The sequence below is a fragment of the Flavobacterium sp. genome, assembly GCF_052437795.1.
In the GTDB taxonomy this organism is placed as follows: Bacteria; Bacteroidota; Bacteroidia; order Flavobacteriales; family Flavobacteriaceae; genus Flavobacterium.
Window position 1 is genome coordinate 106,983 of record NZ_JBQVPA010000002.1, and the last position, 19,977, is coordinate 126,959.

Annotated in this window: 17 protein-coding genes, 2 tRNA genes and 1 pseudogene; 7 read left to right on the top strand and 13 right to left on the bottom strand. The window is 45.8% G+C overall.

Translation table 11 applies throughout. The features are described 5' to 3' along the window. Positions 1 to 8 precede the first annotated feature (8 nt). The 3 genes and pseudogenes from ACT6R0_RS07120 to ACT6R0_RS07130 all read left to right on the top strand — a co-directional run bounded on the left by ACT6R0_RS07120 (position 9) and on the right by ACT6R0_RS07130 (position 2,064). Complete coding sequence (locus ACT6R0_RS07120; protein WP_444653047.1) at positions 9 to 224, top strand: hypothetical protein; 216 nt, start codon at positions 9 to 11, stop codon at positions 222 to 224. Positions 225 to 310: 86 nt separating this feature from the next. Further along, positions 311 to 505, top strand: a pseudogene (locus ACT6R0_RS07125) (RHS repeat domain-containing protein); the annotation flags it as partial. A 749-nt stretch (positions 506 to 1,254) separates the two neighbouring features. Then, on the top strand, positions 1,255 to 2,064 hold the full coding sequence (locus tag ACT6R0_RS07130; RefSeq protein ID WP_444653046.1) for a hypothetical protein: 810 nt from the start codon (positions 1,255 to 1,257) through the stop codon (positions 2,062 to 2,064). A gap of 320 nt (positions 2,065 to 2,384) precedes the next feature. Here the strand turns inward: ACT6R0_RS07130 and ACT6R0_RS07135 are convergent. From ACT6R0_RS07135 to ACT6R0_RS07155, 5 genes are all read right to left on the bottom strand, one after another. Next, a tRNA-Leu gene (locus ACT6R0_RS07135) sits at positions 2,385 to 2,470 on the bottom strand. An 11-nt stretch (positions 2,471 to 2,481) separates the two neighbouring features. After that, a tRNA-Gly gene (locus ACT6R0_RS07140) sits at positions 2,482 to 2,554 on the bottom strand. Between the two features lie 221 nt (positions 2,555 to 2,775). Further along, entirely contained in the window at positions 2,776 to 5,343 is a 2,568-nt protein-coding gene (mutS, locus tag ACT6R0_RS07145; RefSeq protein ID WP_444653192.1) for a DNA mismatch repair protein MutS, read from the bottom strand. Positions 5,344 to 5,558: 215 nt separating this feature from the next. Next, positions 5,559 to 6,005 carry a GNAT family N-acetyltransferase gene (locus ACT6R0_RS07150; protein ID WP_444653044.1) on the bottom strand — a complete coding sequence of 149 codons (447 nt, stop codon included), beginning with the start codon at positions 6,003 to 6,005 and terminating at the stop codon, positions 5,559 to 5,561. Further along, positions 5,989 to 7,224 (bottom strand): 3-deoxy-D-manno-octulosonic acid transferase, encoded by a 1,236-nt coding sequence (locus ACT6R0_RS07155; RefSeq protein ID WP_444653043.1) that lies wholly within the window; start codon positions 7,222 to 7,224, stop codon positions 5,989 to 5,991. The genes ACT6R0_RS07150 and ACT6R0_RS07155 overlap by 17 nt, the downstream gene beginning before the upstream one ends. Positions 7,225 to 7,315: 91 nt before the next feature. Between ACT6R0_RS07155 and ACT6R0_RS07160 the strand changes: the two genes are divergently transcribed. Continuing rightward, positions 7,316 to 8,446 (top strand): DegT/DnrJ/EryC1/StrS family aminotransferase, encoded by a 1,131-nt coding sequence (locus tag ACT6R0_RS07160; RefSeq protein WP_444653042.1) that lies wholly within the window; start codon positions 7,316 to 7,318, stop codon positions 8,444 to 8,446. Between the two features lie 72 nt (positions 8,447 to 8,518). Next, complete coding sequence (galE, locus tag ACT6R0_RS07165; protein ID WP_444653040.1) at positions 8,519 to 9,535, top strand: UDP-glucose 4-epimerase GalE; 1,017 nt, start codon at positions 8,519 to 8,521, stop codon at positions 9,533 to 9,535. Positions 9,536 to 9,674: 139 nt separating this feature from the next. On the opposite strand, the gene ACT6R0_RS07170 is transcribed toward galE, so the two are convergent. Beyond that, positions 9,675 to 10,649 (bottom strand): hypothetical protein, encoded by a 975-nt coding sequence (locus ACT6R0_RS07170; protein ID WP_444653039.1) that lies wholly within the window; start codon positions 10,647 to 10,649, stop codon positions 9,675 to 9,677. Between the two features lie 123 nt (positions 10,650 to 10,772). Continuing rightward, positions 10,773 to 11,648 (bottom strand): ACP S-malonyltransferase, encoded by an 876-nt coding sequence (gene fabD, locus ACT6R0_RS07175; RefSeq protein ID WP_444653037.1) that lies wholly within the window; start codon positions 11,646 to 11,648, stop codon positions 10,773 to 10,775. A gap of 93 nt (positions 11,649 to 11,741) precedes the next feature. Between fabD and ACT6R0_RS07180 the strand changes: the two genes are divergently transcribed. Further along, positions 11,742 to 13,367, top strand: coding sequence for a hypothetical protein (locus ACT6R0_RS07180; protein WP_444653035.1), 1,626 nt, complete (start codon positions 11,742 to 11,744; stop codon positions 13,365 to 13,367). Between the two features lie 52 nt (positions 13,368 to 13,419). Here ACT6R0_RS07180 and ACT6R0_RS07185 read toward each other — a convergent pair whose 3' ends face one another. The 5 genes from ACT6R0_RS07185 to ACT6R0_RS07205 form a co-directional block, all read right to left on the bottom strand. Continuing rightward, positions 13,420 to 14,091, bottom strand: a complete 672-nt coding sequence (locus ACT6R0_RS07185; protein WP_444653034.1) for a YiiX/YebB-like N1pC/P60 family cysteine hydrolase — start codon at positions 14,089 to 14,091, stop codon at positions 13,420 to 13,422. 47 nt (positions 14,092 to 14,138) lie between these two features. Continuing rightward, a complete protein-coding gene (locus ACT6R0_RS07190; RefSeq protein WP_444653033.1) occupies positions 14,139 to 14,522 on the bottom strand; it encodes a DUF4878 domain-containing protein in 384 nt (127 codons plus the stop codon). Between the two features lie 64 nt (positions 14,523 to 14,586). Continuing rightward, positions 14,587 to 15,753, bottom strand: a complete 1,167-nt coding sequence (purT, locus tag ACT6R0_RS07195) for a formate-dependent phosphoribosylglycinamide formyltransferase (protein WP_444653031.1) — start codon at positions 15,751 to 15,753, stop codon at positions 14,587 to 14,589. Positions 15,754 to 15,804: 51 nt separating this feature from the next. Continuing rightward, positions 15,805 to 16,989 (bottom strand): pyridoxal phosphate-dependent aminotransferase, encoded by a 1,185-nt coding sequence (locus ACT6R0_RS07200; protein ID WP_444653030.1) that lies wholly within the window; start codon positions 16,987 to 16,989, stop codon positions 15,805 to 15,807. A 25-nt stretch (positions 16,990 to 17,014) separates the two neighbouring features. After that, the gene (locus tag ACT6R0_RS07205; protein WP_444653029.1) at positions 17,015 to 18,109 is read right to left on the bottom strand and encodes a fatty acid desaturase family protein; all 1,095 of its coding nucleotides are present in this window, start codon (positions 18,107 to 18,109) and stop codon (positions 17,015 to 17,017) included. 107 nt (positions 18,110 to 18,216) lie between these two features. Between ACT6R0_RS07205 and rsmG the strand changes: the two genes are divergently transcribed. Continuing rightward, positions 18,217 to 18,846 (top strand): 16S rRNA (guanine(527)-N(7))-methyltransferase RsmG, encoded by a 630-nt coding sequence (gene rsmG, locus ACT6R0_RS07210; protein ID WP_444653027.1) that lies wholly within the window; start codon positions 18,217 to 18,219, stop codon positions 18,844 to 18,846. A 50-nt stretch (positions 18,847 to 18,896) separates the two neighbouring features. Here the strand turns inward: rsmG and ACT6R0_RS07215 are convergent, their stop codons facing one another. Continuing rightward, the gene (locus ACT6R0_RS07215; RefSeq protein ID WP_444653026.1) at positions 18,897 to 19,943 is read right to left on the bottom strand and encodes an Omp28-related outer membrane protein; all 1,047 of its coding nucleotides are present in this window, start codon (positions 19,941 to 19,943) and stop codon (positions 18,897 to 18,899) included. Between the last annotated feature and the right edge of the window lie 34 nt (positions 19,944 to 19,977).

Genomic DNA, 19,977 nt, shown 5'->3' on the forward strand with positions numbered 1-19,977 from the left:
TTAGTAAGATGAAAAAAATCGTATTGAGCGTTGCTCTTGTAGCTATGATGTCTCTGGTTTCTTGCAAAGAAACAGCTAAAGAAGAAACTACTGTAACTGAAACTGAAACTGTTGAAGCTCCTGCTGAAACTCCAGCTACTGAAACTCCAGCTGCTGACTCAACTACAGTTAAAACTGATTCAACTACAGTTAAAACTGAAACTACAACTCCTGCTGCTCACTAAGATCTGCAAGATAATAGTATTAAGAAGCCTTCGCATTGCGGAGGCTTTTTTTATGGCTGATCATGCAGTATATTGGCGCGTTGTAGAAGTATAAGTACAACGGCAAGGAATTGCAGGACGAGCTGGGGCTTAATATGTACGACTATGGCGCAAGGAATTATGACCCTGCGTTAGGAAGGTGGATGAATATTGACCCGCTGGCGGAGAAGCGTTACAACAATAATCCATACATGTATGCCAACAATAATCCTGTCATATTCATTGACCCTGATGGTATGGATTTTAGTCTTTCTGGTGATGCTGCAAAAAGTTTTGTTGCAGGTCTACAGCGAGACTTAGCCCAAGCAGATGTAAATGGAGATGAAGTACGTTTAGATGCAAATACTGGTAAAAGGAGTATAATAGAAAATTGGAAACCGTTGAATAAATCAACATTAACTGATTTTGTTAAGAATAACTTTTGCATAGGGTGTTCAAATGGTACATTGCAACAAATGGCTGGTACAAAATTTGAAAATGCATTTCATTCAAGTATGAAAGGTCAATTAGCGGAAAATAATTATAAGCCTAATTTGTCTAAACAAACAGGTTCATACAAAGGGAAAGATAGAAATGTAGTTCCTGACGGAGTTTTCGACCTTTTAGTTAATGAGAAATATACTTTCCCGACTCGATGGGGACCTGTTAGAACACCTTTTACTACTGGAAATATTTATAGATTCCCAGGATTACAATTTGCAGAAGTAAAAGCAATGGATGGAACACTTTACAGCAGCACAAATCAAGGTCAACTTACTGGAATGATTACAGCTATGGGAGCAAATGCCTCTATAAGGCGATATGGCGGTGAGTTCCTGATAGGCACTACAGCCGACACAGATATATCGCCAAGTCTAACCGCAACAGCGGCATCAAATAACATCAGTATTGTGCATGCAACAGCATATTATAGGATGAATGCAGCAGGACAAATGGTTATAAATTTTCATCAACGAGATACTCCCTCACTCTATTCCTCAACTTTGAAATAATGAAATATATTTTTTCTTCAATGTTATTATTTATTACAATTTCTATCTTAGCACAAACTAACGGTATGAATCAACAATTAATAAAATCTACAGATTTACAATTGGCAGAATATATGCCGATACGCCAGCTTGAATATAATTTAGCAATAATCTACACCAGACCACAAGGAGATTATATAATTGTTCCTCAAAAAGGAGAATATAGTTTTGTTGTTAAATCACAAAAAGAGTTGGAACGTATTGTTCAAAGTAATTCATTTCCTCTACTAGAAGAAAATAAGAGTTTATATCCAAATGAAATAATAGTTGTAAAAAATGGAATTGTAATCAATAGTGATACGCTTCTTAAAAAGAATTATGAATATGCGGAATTTTTTAAAACTGATATAGATGAGAATTTTATTAAGTTACTAAACACAAAATTTTCCGAATTACAAGAGGAACAAAAAGTGGAGTTGTTTCCGAAATTATTAGTTTTTTTTGGAGAATTTTTCAAAAGCAAATGGTCTTTGGATTGGGTAGTAGAGAAAGAATACTTTTTTCATCCAATTTCTATTCCTATATTATATAATAGTGAATTGAACATTTCATTATTTATACTAAATGAAAGGCTTGAAGAGCTAATATCAAAAGATAAAGTGAATTTTCAAAATTCATTGATTGATATTTATTGTTACTATTATGAGAAAAGATTTTTATCTACTGGACAAGCTAATTATTTTGTTTCTAAAGAATATAAAAAATTACTAAAAAATGATTTTAATACATATTGGAAATTTCCATTTGTAAATATTTGGGAGAAAAAATAATTTAATTTGAGGCAGCCCGTCGGCTCCTTTCATTCTTTATAATCTTCTCCAAACCCACCGCAACCCAACAACCAATATAACCACCACCGCAATCACTCCCTCTAAAACCGCACCCACCAGCCCAAAGCTAACCATTGGGTGAGAGGGTGCATTGCGCTTGTGGTGGTTGTGTACGCCAGTCATATACTTGCTGGCAATAATATCGTATTTCAATTGCGTGCTGGGGCTGTTATCGTAGGGAGAGGTAGAAAGCGGCCACTGACTTTGATACTTAATAGATATAAAAAAAGCCCCAACAGATGTTGAGGCTTTGTACTGCGTACTCAAGGTGGGACTTGAACCCACACGGGCATTACTGCCCACTGGATTTTAAGTCCAGCGTGTCTACCGATTCCACCACTCGAGCTTAAAAAGTTGAGCGAAAAACGGGATTCGAACCCGCGACCTCCACCTTGGCAAGGTGGCGCTCTACCAACTGAGCTATTTTCGCATTATTTCAAATCGCTTTGAGTATTTCATCATTGCGGATGCAAAGGTAGCACATAAATCCACTTTTGCAAGCCTTTTGATAAAAAATATTGCAGAAAAAATATAATCTTCTGATAACGTTTGGCTTAAAACTGAAAGTTTTTTGCCAATGTTGATCAGTAAGCATAGGTTCGGCAAGAGTGTAGCTGCCCCTCTCTTTGGGAGAGGGGTTGGGGTGAGGCATTACTTCACCAGCATCCTCTTGATCTCATTCAGCTTCATTAGCGCCTCCACAGGTGTAAGCGTATTGATGTCGATATTCATTATCTCTTCTTTGATCTCTTCAAGCAGGGGGTCGTCCAGGTTGAAGAAGCTCAGCTGCAGTTCGTCTTTGGCTGCCGCCTTTACATTGCCCAGCGCCTCACCCGAATGGTTCTTCTCAAGCTTCTTAAGCATCTTTTGGGCCTTCTGTATCACCGTTTGCGGCATCCCGGCCATCCTGGCAACGTGTATCCCAAAACTGTGTGCAGAGCCCCCTTTTACGAGCTTACGGATAAACAGCACCGTGTCTTTCAGTTCCTTTACCGATACGTTATAATTCTGTATCCTGCCATATATATCCTGCATTTCGTTAAGCTCATGGTAATGCGTGGCAAAAAGCGTTTTGGGTTGTGCCGGGTGCTCGTGCAGGAATTCGGCTATGGCCCACGCAATGGAAATACCATCGTACGTACTGGTGCCACGCCCTATCTCATCAAGCAGGATCAGGCTGCGGTCGGAAATATTGTTCAGGATGCTTGCCGTCTCATTCATTTCTACCATGAACGTCGATTCGCCCATGGAGATATTGTCCGATGCGCCAACACGGGTAAATATCTTGTCCACCACGCCCATGCGCACGCTCTCGGCAGGGACAAAGCTTCCCATCTGCGCCAACAGGACAATTAGGGCGGTCTGACGTAGTATGGCCGACTTACCCGACATGTTAGGCCCCGTGATCATGATGATCTGTTGCTGTGTACGGTCAAGGAATACATCGTTGGTTATGTAGGGAGTGCCTACAGGCAATTGCTTTTCGATGACAGGGTGGCGGCCTTCTTTGATGTCGAGCTCAAAGCTGTCATCAATTTCGGGGCAAACGTATTTATTGTCGATGGCCAGTTGCGCGAACGACGCCAGGCAGTCCACCTGCGCGATAAGGCTGGCATTGAGCTGTACGGGTTTGATGTATGTAGCTATCCATACTACCAACTGCTCGAATAATTGCGACTCAAGCAGATGGATCTTTTCCTCGGCGCCGAGTATCTTGGTTTCATATTCCTTTAATTCTTCGGTGATGTAGCGTTCTGCATTCACCAGTGTCTGTTTGCGGATCCACTCCGTTGGCACTTTGTCCTTGTGCGTATTGCGCACCTCGATATAATACCCGAAAACATTATTAAAAGATATTTTCAATGACGATATCCCAGTCAGTTCCGATTCCCGTTTTTCTATCCCTTCCAGGTATTCCTTGCCCGAATAGGCAATGGCGCGCAAGTCATCCAGTTCCGGATGAACGCCTTTTGCTATAGCGTTGCCCTTATTTATAGAAACCGGGGCTTCGGGGTTTAGCGTGGTTTTTATCTTTTCACGCAGCAGTTCGCAGGCATGCAGGCTGTCGCCAATAGCTTTCAGGGCATCATTGTTGCTTTCCAGCGCCAGGTTTTTTACCGGCACAATGGCATCGAGCGATTCCTTCAGGTAGACCACCTCACGCGGCGATACTTTCCCGGTAGCTATTTTCGAGATAAGCCTCTCAAGGTCGGATATCTGTTTGACCTGCTGCTGTATCTTTTGCAGCGTACTTTTATTTTCTTTAAGGTAGGCCACGACTTCATGGCGCGCCCGTATCTTGTTGGCATCTTTTAGCGGAAGCGCCAGCCAGCGTTTCAGCAGGCGGCTTCCCATGGGCGAAAGTGTTTTGTCTATCACGTCGAGCAGGGTCACGGCATTCACATTCGGGCTTTGGTACAGCTCGAGGTTGCGTATAGTAAAGCGGTCCATCCAAACGTAAGCATCTTCGGCAATGCGCTGTATGTTGGTAATGTGCTGCACCCTGTTGTGCTGCGTTTCCGATAGGTAATACAGTACCGCGCCCGATGCGATGATGCCCTCCTGTAATTCCTCTACGCCAAAACCTTTCAGCGAGTTCGTGGCAAAATGTGTAGTCAGGCTGTCAAAGGCATAATCTTCTTTATATACCCAGTCCTCAAGATAAAAAGTATGGTGATCGTCGCCAAAGGTATCGCGGAAGTTGGTCTTCTCATTCTTTGGTACCAGCACCTCGCTGGGGCTGAAATTCTGTAGCAGCTTGTCGATGTATTCCTCGCTGCCCTGCGCGGTAAGGAATTCGCCTGTAGACACATCCAGAAATGAAACCCCAATGTTCTTGCGTCCAAAATATACCGACGCCAAAAAGTTGTTCGACTTGGAATGCAATACCTCGTCATTCATCGAGACGCCAGGAGTTACCAATTCGGTTACACCACGCTTCACGATGGTCTTGGTCATTTTCGGGTCTTCGAGCTGGTCGCATATCGCTACGCGCAATCCGGCCTTTACTAATTTAGGCAGGTAGGTGTTCAGCGAGTGGTGCGGGAACCCGGCCAGTGCCGTTTCGGTTTCGCTGCCATTGCCGCGCTTGGTGAGCGTGATGCCCAAAATACCCGCTGCCCTTATAGCATCCTCGCCAAAGGTCTCATAAAAATCACCCACGCGGAAAAGCAGACAGGCATCTGGGTACTTGGCCTTAATGGTGTTGTACTGCTTCATTAACGGGGTCTCCTTAGCGGTCTTTTCTTTCGTGGCTGCCAATATAATGGGTGTGATTTGATTAAGAGGCGAATTTACTCAAATTCCGAAAAAGGAGGGCAGTGTGTTTGTAAATGGTGGATAACTTATGATTTTGTTTCAGGTTTAAAGTTTCAAATTGCTGACTCAAACCAAAATGTTGAATTTCATTAAGTATTATAGTACACAATATAAGATCACAACACCCGCTTCATCAATCCCCTATTATGGATCTCATATCCTTTGGATAAATACAATTTTTGCGCGACACTGTTATGCCCCTCAATTTCCAGGTAAATTATTTTAACCGACAGTTTTTTGGCCTGTTCGTTTATGTGATCGAGGGTCAGCTTGCCTAATCCTAAACCCCTCGCATCGGGCGAAAGGAACAATTCATCCAAAAATGCGATGCGCCCTTTGTATTCAAATGAAAATACGAATGTGAGGATGACATATCCGACGGGTTTATTGTCGTTTAAAATTATCCATCCGCGGCCGAGGGCTTCGTTCTCTAAAAATTCCAGAAATAATCCGCGTGACACTGCTGTATCGATCGGATAATTGTCGATGGCATAGAATTGCTCCATCATGGCGATCACCGCATGGACATCTGCCGGTTCGAAAGGCTTAAATAAGAGCATCATTGGTAATATGGTTTAGGATGATATTTATGGCGCCGCGGTTCATCGAAACGAATGTCCCGGCGACATGTCCCTTTTCCCAACGATAGTCGTCATTGATTACCAATGCTGAAAGCGCGTCTTCCGTTTCCTGTTTGTTGGCAACGGCAACAACACCGCCCATTTGTACCAGCGCCATAGCTTCGGGGAATCTTTGGTGGTTGGGGCCGATCACGATCGGCACGCCAAAAGCAGCGGGTTCCAGTATGTTGTGCAGCCCCGATGTTCCGAAACCACCCCCCACATAAGCCACATCTGCATAGCTGTAAATTTTGCTGAGCAGCCCGATGGTATTGATGATGATCACATCATATTCAGCCAGGTTCATGCCCTCCTTTTCGGTAAACAAAACAGTTTTTTTAGTGATGCTTTCCTTTAAGGCCGGCACATGTCCAAAAGTATGCGGCGCTATGATGAATTTAATATCAATGGAAGAGTTTATAAAATCTACGAACATGGCTTCATCCTTTGGCCACGAACTCCCAAAAACCACAGTAGTTTTCCCATTGATGAATTCTTCAATGAACGGCAGGCTGTTGTCACGTTCCAAGATCTCACTTACGCGGTCATAACGGGTATCGCCGCTAATGGTCACATTGCTAAACCCGATATTGTGCAGTATCTTTTTGGAACTTTCATATTGCACGAAGAAGTGGCTGAACGCCTTTAGTGCTTGCCTGTAAAAGCCGCCGTACCACTTAAAGAATACCTGTTTCTCCCTGAACAAACCGGAAATGAGATAGGCAGGGATTCCCGCCTTCCTGACTTCATTAAGGTAATTGGGCCAAAATTCGTATTTGATGAAGAAAACCATCTCCGGCTTTACGGCCTGCATGAATCTTTTCGCATTTGCCAAAGTGTCCATCGGCAGGTATACCACCACATCGGCCGCTTTGGTGTTTTTCCGTATTTCATAGCCTGAAGGCGAAAAGAACGTCAGTACGATCTTGTGGCTCGGGTACAGTTCACGCACTTTTTCCATCACCGGAAGCCCTTGCTCATATTCGCCCAATGAAGCCGAGTGGAACCATATCGTCTTGTCGCCCGGCTGAATTTTCTGCGAAAGCGTACTGAAAACCGTTTTTCGGCCCTCAACAAAAAGTTCCATCTTCGGGCTGAAAAGGGCAGCGATCTTTACGATGCCTGAGGCGATTAGGGTAAGCAGGTTGTATATAAAAAGCATGGCTGTACTATTGATGCGCTAAATTACATATTTTCATTGGCAGGCAGTCATTTAATTAGTAGTTTTGCGTGACTTAATACTTCATTACGACATGAAAAAAATACAAATGGTCGACCTGAAAAGCCAGTACGACCGTATAAAAGATACTGTGAACGCTTCCATCCAGGAAGTGCTTGATACGACCTCTTACATCAACGGCCCGCAGGTGCACAGCTTCCAGAAAAACCTGGAAGATCACCTTGGCGCCAAGCACGTTATCCCGTGTGCCAATGGTACCGATGCCTTGCAGATCGCCATGATGGGCCTTGGCCTGCAACCGGGCGATGAGGTGATCACGGCCGACTTTACCTTTGCCGCAACGGTAGAGGTTATAGCGCTTCTGCAGCTTACCCCCGTATTGGTAGATGTTGACGCAGACACTTTCAATATTTCCATCGAATCGATAAAAAAAGCAATAACGCCGAAAACAAAAGCTATTGTTCCGGTGCACCTTTTCGGCCAAGCCGCCGACATGGAGGCGATCATGGCACTTGCCAAAGAACATAACCTGTATGTGATCGAGGACAATGCACAGGCCATTGGGGCCAATTATACATATGCCGACGGGTCAAAAGTAAAAGTGGGTGTGATCGGCCATGCGGCCTCCACATCGTTCTTTCCCTCTAAAAACCTGGGCTGCTACGGCGACGGCGGAGCGATATTTACTAACGATGATGCCCTTGCCCACACACTTCGGGGCATCGTGAACCATGGTATGTACGTGCGTTATCATCATGATGTGGTAGGTGTGAACTCAAGGCTCGACAGCGTACAGGCGGCAGTGCTTAACGCTAAACTGCCATTGCTCGACAGCTACAATGATGCCAGGCAAACTACTGCCGAAAAATACAGCGCGGCCTTTGCCAACCACCCGAACATCATTACGCCGATCGTGAAAGGCGACAGGGACAGCCACGTGTTCCACCAGTATACGCTGAGGATCATTGATGCCGACCGCGATGCGCTGATGCAGCACCTGCTTGATAAAGGTATTCCGTGCGCCATCTACTACCCTATAGCCCTGCACAAGCAAAAGGCGTATGCCGATGAGCGCTACAATGAAGCTGATTTCCCTGTTACCAACCAACTGGTTAAGGAAGTGCTTTCCCTGCCGATGCATACCGAGCTTGACGATGAGCAAATACAATTCATTACCGATAGCGTACTTGAATTTTTAAAATAGTTATTAGTTGCCGGTTGTCTGATGATGGCAGCTTCCGACAACCAGCGACTGACAACCAACAACAATTAAATAATGAAAATACTCGTAACAGGAGGCCTGGGTTTCATAGGTTCTCACACCGTGGTCGAATTGCAAAATGAAGGATTTGACGTCGTGGTGATCGATGACCTTTCTAACGCCGAAGCCGGCGTGGTGGATGGTATCGCCGCAATAACCGGCAAAAAACCGGAATTTGAAAAGATCGACCTGCGCGATAAGGCTGCTGTACAGAATTTTTTCCAAAAACATAGCGATGTGTCCGGCGTGATCCATTTTGCAGCCTCCAAAGCTGTAGGCGAAAGTGTTGAAAACCCGCTATTATATTATGAAAATAATGTAGGCGCGCTGGTATACCTTTTACAGGAACTGCAAAAGAAAGATGCCGCGCATTTTATTTTCAGTTCGTCATGCACCGTATATGGCCAGGCAGAGAAAATGCCGATCGCGGAGGATGCTCCTGTGCAACCGGCGATGTCGCCCTACGGGAACACCAAGCAGATCGGTGAGGAGATAATTAGGGATGTTGCCAACATCAGTGGCATATCGGCAGTTTTGCTGCGCTATTTCAACCCGGTTGGAGCGCACCCATCTGGCAATATTGGCGAACTGCCGCTTGGCATACCCCAAAACCTTGTGCCTTTCATAACTCAGACGGCGATCGGGCTACGGGAACAGCTATCGGTATTTGGAGATGATTACAGCACACACGATGGTACCTGCGTTCGCGATTACATCCATGTGGTGGATCTTGCCATTGCCCACGTTACCGCCCTGAAACGCCTCATCAACAAAGCGAATGCAGAAAAGGTTGAGGTATTCAACCTGGGCACAGGAAAGGGCAGCAGTGTGCTGGAAGTGATCGGTGCATTCGAGAATGCGACAGGCCAGAAGCTAAATTATAAGATAGTACCCAAAAGGCCGGGCGACGTGACAGAGGCATACGCCGATACGACCAAAGCGAACGATGTGCTGGGCTGGAAGGCAGAGCTTACCCTTGAAGATGCCCTTGCTTCCGCATGGAAGTGGGAGCAGAAGGTGAGAGGGAAATAGTTTTCAGTCGCAGTAACAGTTTTCAATACTGTCGGAAAATATAATTTTAACGATTGAGCCGTTGCATTGCAACCGCTCACTTATTTTATTACGTCCGTGAAAATCCGCCTTATCGGTTTCATCCGTGATCCTCCTCAAATCAAAACCCAAACGGCAGCCTGTACTGAAAGTCAAGGCTGATGACGTGCTGGTACGAAAAACCGTTCCTGGGAAAAGTGTTGTAAAAGGTTGGGCTGTACACCAGTCCCACCGACCAATGATCCGAAAACTGCAGGTATGCGTTGGCCGTCAACCCAAACGAATGGCTTTGCTTTTTACGCGGCTCCTCATCGTTAGAGGGAAACTCCCAGTCGCTATTTACGAGATACCAATTGTGTATGGTGTAATTAAGGCCATAGCCAAACGACAGGCGATTGAACTTGTGGTTGTCCGTCAGCGAAAAGTTATATGCGTCCATTGACTCATACGAATCAAATTTGTCAAGGGGAGCAGGAAAAGGCAGGTCGAAATCTATGGGTGCGGCAGCACTGACCTTTACATACCGATCGTCTTTATAGTAATATTCAAGCCCAGCGGCAATGCCAAAAAAGCCAACCCTGTCTTTTTTTCCTTCATTCCGCGGTTGCTGGTAAAACTGGTTGGCATATGGTATCGAAGCTGTAAATGTCCAAGTGCCTTTTGGGATCGTATATCTTTTTCTGAAGAAATCGTTCCAGGACCTTAGGATCGGCGGTTCGATGATGCTATCGGTGGCATTTTTGTCAAGTCTTATTTTTTTGCCATACGTAAAACGTTTCTGGGTGGTCATGTCAATAGCAAAAGCCCCGGGATAACCTATCGAGAATAGGAAATTACCATAGATCAATTCCGCATTGGGCGATGCCTTTACTGTAAAATCTTTCCGTATCGAATCGGAGATCAGGGTAACCTTAAGGTCTTTTTTGGAACGCTTTACCTTTACATAAGCCGGCAGGTCATAAATGCTGTCGTTTATCTCGGCCTTCATGTTGGCATCATACGAAAACACCTTCATCTTATATTCCCTCCGGTTAAAAATGGTGGCGCAGGAGGTAAGGCACAGCGTAGCGGCCAGCACGAATAATTTCTTCAACATGGCAATGGTTGGTTTTCTTACAAGATAAGAAAATTCGTAAATGGTTGCTTAGAGCATGTTATATTAATGAAAGATCCCCATATTTCTTTAAAATACGGGGATCCATATTGCTTTGAAAAGGGCCTATGCCCCAGCTGTATCTATATCCTTATTGATCTTTTTTACCAATCCCTGCAGTACATTGCCAGGACCCACTTCGGTAAACAAAGTAGCGCCGTCGGCGATCATGTTCTGTACACTTTGCGTCCATTTTACGGGAGCCGTAAGCTGTATGATGAGGTTGGCCTTAATCTCTTCCGGGTCGGTCACTGCTGTGGCAGGCACATTCTGGTATATCGGGCAAACCGGTTTTGAGAAGGTTGTCTTTTCAATGGCAGCTGCAAGCTCTTCCCTGGCAGGCTCCATCATTGGGGAGTGGAAAGCACCACCTACAGGCAGTATAAGCGCCCTTTTGGCACCGGCTTCCTTCATCGCTTCGCATGCCCTTTCTACGGCTGAGGTTTCTCCCGAAATTACCAGCTGGCCCGGGCAGTTATAGTTGGCAGGAACCACGATGCCGTCAACACCGGCGCATACATCCTCTACCACTTTATCTTCAAGGCCCAGTACGGCTGCCATGGTCGATGGGGTGATCTCACAGGCTTTCTGCATGGCAATAGCACGCTGCGATACCAGCTTCAGGCCGTCCTCAAATGTCATGGCGCCCGCGGAAACAAGCGCAGAGAATTCACCGAGTGAGTGACCTGCAACCATTTCCGGCTTAAAGTCGGCACCAAGTGTTTTCGCCTTAATTACCGAATGCAGGAATACCGCGGGCTGTGTTACCTTGGTTTCTTTGAGTTCGTCGGCCGTGCCTTCAAACATGATATCGGTTATGCGGAAGCCAAGTATCTCGTTGGCTTTGTCAAAAAGTTCTTTTGCTTCGGCAGAGCTTTCATAAAGGTCTTTGCCCATTCCGGTAAACTGGGCACCCTGGCCCGGGAATACGTATGCTTTCATATTGTTTCCGTTAGTTTGTTTTGGCAAAAATAACACTATTATCGTAACTTTATCGGCGTCCACACGACTAATCCCCTAAACACAAAAAACACCATGAATAAAATTGCTGCGGTCATTATTATCGCGATCATCGGCTTCCTGTTCTTTTACATCGGGCTGCCGGTCATCAGTTACGGGTTTACGGGCTTTGCCTTGCTCCTGATCTTTCTCATTATCCTGTACATCCTTTTTACCGGTTTTGCTGCAACAGGTAAAAAGCTGGTAACCAATTTTAACGGCCTTCACAAAGCCCTGTTCGCCATAGGCGGTGTGTTACTCTTCTATGTTACCCTGCTGCCGCTTATAGTAAGCGCGCCAATGTTCCACACGCAGGCTTACAGGGAGCTTATCGGCAAGGTGCATACAGGCAAGGAGATCGCCAACCACATTGCGCCCATATCCATCAATAAGGTAAGGGTGGTAGATGAAGAGCTGGCACACCTGCTGGGCGAAAAGATCCTGGGTTCCGATCCCGCACTGGGAAGCAAATCGGAATTGGGAGAGTTCTTTATTCAAAAAGTGGGCAACGACCTGTATTGGGTAGCGCCGCTATTGCACTCGGGTTTCTTTAAATGGCTAAATAGCCCTGAAGGAACGGAAGGTTATGTAATGGTATCGGCTACCAATGAGCGCGATGTGAAGCTGGTGCAGAGCCTTAACGGCAAAGACCTCAAGATAAAATACCAGCCGGGCGCTTTCTTCGGGAGTTATACCGAGCGTAAAGTATATTTTAATGGATATGCGTCTACACCCCTTGCTGATTACAGCTTTGAGATCGACGATGAGGGTAAGCCGTATTGGGTTGCCACAAAATATGATAAAGAAGTTGGCTTTGGCGGAAATAATGCCACAGGCGTAGTGCTTCTCGATGCGCAAACCGGCGACATCAAAGAATATTCCATTGCCGATGCCCCAAAGTGGGTAGAGCGCATCCAGCCGATATCGTTCGTTATTGACCAGCTTTCTGACTGGGGTGAGTACGTGCACGGATATTGGAACTTCTCGAATGAGAATAAGCTGATGATCACCGAAGACCTTACCCTGGTGTATGGCGATGACGGCAGGTCATACTGGTACACGGGCGTATCTTCGGTAGGTAAGGAAGAATCGGCTGTCGGATTTGTATTGGTCGATACCCGTACCAAAGAAGCCACGATGTATAATCAGAGCGGTGCCACCGAGTATGCGGCACAGCGCTCGGCAGAAGGTAAGGTACAGGAAAAGGGGTACAGGGCATCATTGCCTGTCCCGTATAACATCAATGGAATCCCTACGTATGTAATGACCCTGAAAGATGGGGGAGGCCTGGTGAAGATGTATGCCATGGTAGCCATTGGCGACTATACGATCGTGGGCGTGGGCAACACCATGCGCGAAACGCTGATGTCCTACAAAAACGTGTTCAACATGGCCGGGAACAGGATCAATCCTGATGCCGCCGACAACCGCAAGACGCTAAGCACGGTAGTAAAACGCATCCAAAGCGATATCAAAAATGGCAATAGCTTCTACTATTTTACAGTGGATGGGTATCCCAAGATATTCATCGGTTCGTCGCAATTGTCGAATGAATTGCCGGTAACTTCAGTGGGTGACAGCATCCGTATCTCTTTCGATACCGATAACGAAGAGGTGATCGACATATCTACGTTTGATAATCTTGCGATAGGGAAGAAGTAAATGATGAAATAAATAAGATGAAAGTCCTTTCGCAGCAATGCGGAAGGATCTTTTATTTTACGGGGCGGAACTGGTTTATTTTGATGTCAAAATAATCGGTGCTGTACATTGGTACCATGGAGTAAAAGAAACTCTTCCGTGCTTCGGGCTCTGTAGGGATATTAATGCAATGCAGGTCTTTTTCCAGTATCTGCCATACGAGTTCGGTACAGAAAAGTTCATTGCAATCGTCAAATTTTCCGTTATGGTCAAAGGGTATGTGCCTTCCAAGGTAGCTTTCGGCCAGTTTAGCGATCTTAATACCTTTAGCGGTATCCGTATTCTTGGCGCGGGTCACTATGATCTTATCGGGAGTCGAATATTCCAGGAACGTCTCCAGCGGCTGGATCTGCATCCCGTCTATTTTAGTAACATCCGAAGATAGGGAATGTATGACGTGGAAGCTGCCGTTACGACGAACGAGGATGCCGGCATGGGTTACATCGATCGTACCGCCATCATTAAGGTTCTCCGAGATGTAATCGCTGAAAAAGCCAAATCCCCTGCGTAGTATGATGTCTCCTTCCTGCAATTGTGCCATTTCATCAGCAGTAAGCCGGGTTACATCTTTGTTGAGGGCAATTCCACGTTGTTCCGACTGACTGTCAAAGTAAAAAAAAGCTTTGTATGCAATTATAAGAATGCAAAAAAGCACCGCGATGCCAAAGAAGATCTTTTTTATCATACGGTGCTTTTTCATAATCAACAGCCGTTATTCACGGCGAAGGTATTTTATTTCATGCCCTCTTTGTTGATGGTAACTTTCCATTCGCCATCAACTTTCTTAAGGTCCATTTTTTGCTCAGGTGAGGTTTCGCCTTTAGCAGTCATCTTGTATTTTACTACAGCTGTATCTTCTTTAATGTCTGTAGAGATAACGTCCATCTTTACTTCCATTTTCTTAGCTTCTTCTTTGTCTTTTTCGCTCATGGCGCCTGCCATCATACCGATCATAGACGCTGTATTCTCGTCACAGTATTTTTTTGCTTCTTCAAACTCGCCTTTTGAAGTTGCCATGATGAATTTTTCGGCAACGCTCTCAGGAGTATCTCCACCGCTACATGATACGAAAAGTGTTAGCGAAAATAGCGCTAATACTGCAAATAATTTTTTCATAATTAAAGGTTGTTAATTTTTGTAAAAATATACTTTTTAACGGAAAAATTTCACGCGCCGCATATTATTTATTAACATTAACCAAGGCCGCGGCCCTACTGGCTTTTTCAACTATCTGTTTAATGTCTGTACCCAATTTATCGCTTACCAGCGCTACCCCCATTCGCCTGTAGGGCCTCGATGTAGGCTTGCCAAAAAGCCTGAAGTCGGTTCGTGGCAGGGCGGCTATATTTTCTATCCCTGTAAATGTAGGGTTGTCGCTATTTTCCGACGCCAGTATCACTGCACTTGCCCCGGCCTTCTCCAGAGTAATTTCTGTGATCGGCAGGCTTAGTATCGCACGCAGGTGCAGTTCGAACTCATTGAAATTTTGCGTACCTGCAAGCGTTACCATACCGGTATCATGGGGACGTGGTGACAATTCCGAGAAATATACTCCTTCATCGGCAAGGAAAAATTCTACACCAAATAATCCGGCGCCGCCAAGCGCTTCAGTTACTTTGCGGGCCATGTCCTGTGCCTCTGTAATGTCTTTGTCCGGAACATTGGCGGGCTGCCAGCTCTCCTGGTAATCGCCGCGTTCCTGCCTATGCCCGATCGGTGCGCAAAATAGGGTAGGGCCATTGTTTTGTGTTACGGTAAGCAGTGTTATCTCCGAATTGAACGCTACGAATGCCTCGACTATCACTTCTACAACATCGCCGCGTGAGCCTTCAACAGCATAACTCCATGCCTTTTGGATGTCGGCTTCCGCCTTAATAGTACTTTGGCCTTTGCCGGATGAGGACATAAGGGGTTTTACTACACAGGGAATGCCTACTTCGGCAACAGCCTTTTGCAGCTCTTCGGCAGATGTGGCATAGCGGTAGTTGGCCGTGCGCAAGCCAAGGTCTTTGGCTGCAAGGTCGCGTATCGCTTTCCGGTTCATGGTATAGTTGGCCGCCTTTGCCGATGGCACTACGTTGATTCCCTGCTTTTCATAATCGTAAAAACGTTCGGTGCGTATGGCTTCTATCTCGGGAACAATGAAGTCAGGCTGGTGCCTGGCAACAATAGTATCCAGCGCATCGCCATCGAGCATGTTGATCACTTCATAGCCGTGGGCTACCTGCATGGCGGGTGCACCTTCATAGCTGTCAACGGCAATTACTTTCTGCCCCATACGCTGTGCGGCGATCACAAATTCCTTTCCGAGTTCCCCACTACCGAGGAGTAAGATCTTTTTTTGCATTATGTATTATTTGATAATATAAAAAAAGCCCCAAAATTTGGGGCAGTATGGTTAAGCTAACGCTTCTTTTATCCTTTTCAGTGCTTCGGTGAGCACATCTTCGCTGGTGGCGTAGGAGAAACGGATGCAGTCAGGGTTCCCGAACGCATCTCCTGTTACGGTCGCGACATTGGCATGCTCCAACAGGTACATGCTCAGGTCGTCGGCATTATTTATGGTTACGCCATTAAGTGTCTTTCCGAAAAAGGAGGATACATCAGGGAATACATAAAATGCCCCTTCGGGTACATTGATCTTTACGCCCGGTATCTCTTTCAGTAGGCCTACTACGAGGTCCCTCCTGCTATGGAACGCTTTTACCATATCATTAAGTACGGATGGGTCGGCATCCACTGCGGTGATGGTAGCACGCTGCGCAATGCTGTTCGCGCCGCTGGTCACCTGCCCCTGCATTTTGGTACAGGCTTTGGCAATGAATTCAGGCGCGCCAATGTAACCTATCCTCCACCCGGTCATGGCAAAAGCTTTTGCTACGCCATTTACGGTAATAGTCCTTTCAAAAAGCCCGGGAATTGACCCGATGCTGCAAAACGTACCTGAGAAATTGATATGTTCATATATCTCGTCGGATACGATATAAATGTTGGGATGCTTGTCCAATACTTTGCCCAATGCGGTAAGCTCCTCTCGGCTGTATACCGAGCCGCTTGGGTTGCAGGGCGAGCTGAACCACATCATTTTTGTTTTTGGTGTAATGGCTGCTTCAAGTTGTTCCGGGGTTATCTTGAAATCAGTATCTACAGATGTAGGCACTTCTACCGGTATACCACCTGAAAGCTTAATAATCTCAAAGTAGCTTACCCAATAGGGTGCGGGCAGGATCACTTCATCGCCGTCGTTCAGCATTACCTGGGCAATGTTGTACAGGGACTGCTTGGCGCCCGTAGACACAACGATCTGCGACGGCTTGTAGTCAAGGTTATTGTCGCGCTTGAATTTTCGGCAAATAGCCTCCTTCAACTCTGCATAGCCATCAACGGGCGAGTAGGTGCTGTAATTATCATGGATGGCCTGTATGGCGGCCTCTTTAATGAAGTCCGGTGTATTGAAGTCCGGTTCGCCAAGGCTAAGGCTTATGATGTCTTTACCCTGTGCTTTAAGTTCCCTGGCTTTAGCGGCCATAGCAAGGGTTTGCGAAGTGGAAAGGTTGTTGATCCTGTCTGAAAGCGCGTTCATGTGTGTCGTTTAATGGTCGTTAGTATTAATTCATGGCGGGTTTCATCCCCAGCTCTTTTAAATGCCTGAAGTGTGCGGCTACTGCTTCGCGCATAGTCCTGAACTCGTGGTACGGCAGGTTGTGCTCTCTTGCCGTAGCCTTTACGATCTCGGCGATCTTTCCGTAATGGATGTGGCTTATGTTCGGGAAAATGTGGTGCTCTATCTGGTGGTTCAGGCCACCGGTAAACCAGTTAATTATCCTGTTCTTTGGTGCAAAGTTGGCAGTGGTGTACAGCTGGTGAATGGCCCAGGTATTCTCCATCTCACCATTCTCGTCCGGTACCGGGTTGGCTGTCTCCTCAACAACGTGTGCCAATTGGAAAACCACACTAAGTATAAGTCCGGCTACATAATGCATTACAAAAAAACCGATGAGTACTTTCCACCATAATATGCCGAGCAGCATAGGGACTACAAGCCATACTGTGATATAAATAAGTTTGGTGATCACCAAAACGGTCCATTGCTGTATCGGGCTCTGGAATTTCCCGTAAGACAATCCTCTCTTAATGTAACGCCTCATTTGCTTGATATCAGTTGTGATCGCCCAGTTGAACGTTAGGAGGCCGTATAGGAAAATGGAATAATAATGCTGGAATTTGTGGAACCAGCTCCATTTGGCAGATTCTGTAAAACGTATCACCCGGCCCGCATCAAGGTCTTCATCGTGACCGTGGATGTTGGTGTAGGTATGGTGTAGCACATTGTGCTGTACCTGCCAGTTATTAACGTTGCCTGCAAGGATATAAAGGCTTCCGCCCATGATCTTGTTGAGCCATGACCTGGAAGAGTACGATCCGTGATTGCCATCGTGCATTACGTTCATGCCTATTCCGGCCATGCCGATACCCATTACTATCGTAAGCAGTAGTTGTGCCCACACAGGGATATCAAGCGTAAGGATGATGAAGTAGGGCGCAAAGAAAAGTGTGAACATTATAACGGCTTTCAGGTGCAGCTGCCAGTTGCCGGTCTTCTTGATGTTGTTGTCCTTAAAGTAATCGTTCACGCGTTTATTGAGCGTACGAAAAAATTTTATCGAGTCGTTTTTTGAAAAAACAGGAGGGCTGATATTCATAAAAAAATTATATAACTTGGTTTCCAAAGGTAATCATTATCAAAGCTGAAAACAAACTAAGTGACAAATATCACGCCAATTGACTACTTTTGCGAAAAGTAAAAATAATGGAGGAGATAATCAAACATTTTCCAAACCTTACTGAGGTACAGCTGCACCAGTTTGAAAAATTAGCATCTTTATATGAGGAGTGGAATGCGAAGATCAATGTGATCTCAAGGAAGGATATTGACGAACTGTATACGAGGCACGTTTTGCATTCGCTGGGTATTGCAAAGGTTATGGAATTCAAACACGGTGCGAGTGTGCTCGATGTGGGTACAGGCGGAGGATTCCCGGGCATACCATTGGCTATTCTATTCCCCGGGACCAATTTTTACCTTATTGATGTCATTGCCAAAAAAATAAAGGTGGTTCAGGAAGTCGCTGATGCACTGGGGCTGCAGAACGTAAAGGCTGAGCAGATGCGTGCCGAAAATGTTAAGGAGGAGTTCGATTTCATTGTGAGCCGTGCCGTGACCAATATGCCCGATTTTGTACAATGGGTAAAAGACAGGATAAAAAAGGAACAGGTACACGAACTGCCAAATGGCATATTATACCTTAAAGGCGGCGACCTGGCCGAAGAGCTGCAGGATTTCCCTAAAGCAACACTATATGAACTCTCCGGTCATTTTGAAGACGAATTTTTCGAAACCAAAAAAGTGGTGCACCTGCCGCTCAAATATCAAGGATAAAAGAGAAGCCCCGATTTTTTAGCGGGGCTTCTCTTTTATGGAAAATATTTTTACATCTCCTCAAACTCCTGGCTGGCATTAAGCCCGGCATGCCTTACGTTGATGGCTTTACCCTGCGCGTCTACCACGAACGCAACAAACTCTAAGTTCGCTGCATTGGCAACATTTGCAGGTACAGGTACGCTGAATGATCTTGTGTATACATTGTTAAGTACGGTTTCGGTACTGGCGATAGCCTCACCCAAAAGAGGGGTAAGTACTCCCCTAAGCACGTGGTTGTGCTGGTAGTTCACCAGGATGTCTACGCCGCCGTAATAGGTGGTGTAGTTGTGCTGGTCATAAATAAGCCCATTCTCAAGTACATATACCACCAGCTTCAGGTTGCTGAAATCCTGGCTGAACTTTACGTTCACATCTACATTCATCGTCCCGCCCGAAACAGTTGTTTCCAGTGCAAGGTCCATTTTACTGCCACCCTGGGTCAGCCCTATGGCCTGTGCAATGTTGTCAGGCTCAGGAAAGTTCCATTGGGTCATGCGGTTAAGCATACCTTTTGGATATCCCGGAATGTTGATGATCTCCTCAAGTTCACCGGTGTTGTAATTATAGGGGTCGTAGCTTGGACTGGCAGGGTTACTGCTTGGCCTGTGTATGGCTACAGGAACCACATTGTGGCTTTGTTCCTTTGCCAGTTCAATGCCGTAAGCCACCCTTGGGCAGTATCCGCACCATGTCCCGGTATAATCCTCGATAAGCACACGCCTCACGAAGTTGGTCTCCGAGCCGTCATGGAACCTTACAGGCAGCGCCGCAGAACTTACACCCAAATACTTTGCCGTTACTTCAAAAGTGCCAACGGTGGCCGAGGTCAGCATATTGCCTTCGATCTCCTCGCCATTTACATATAGGGTCGCTTCACCGGTAAGGTCGGCCCCGGTGTTGTCTTTTACGGTAAAGGTAATTGTCTGGTCAACAGCTTTTATCGAACTATCGGCTGTCAGGATCACTGCCTCTACCGATTTGAGTATCTCATATTCGGAAGAACAGGCCGAAAGCATCAGCGAAGTCAGGAAAAGCAGGATAATATTCTTTTTCATTGTATTCTTTCTACAGTCATCCCAATACAGGGCT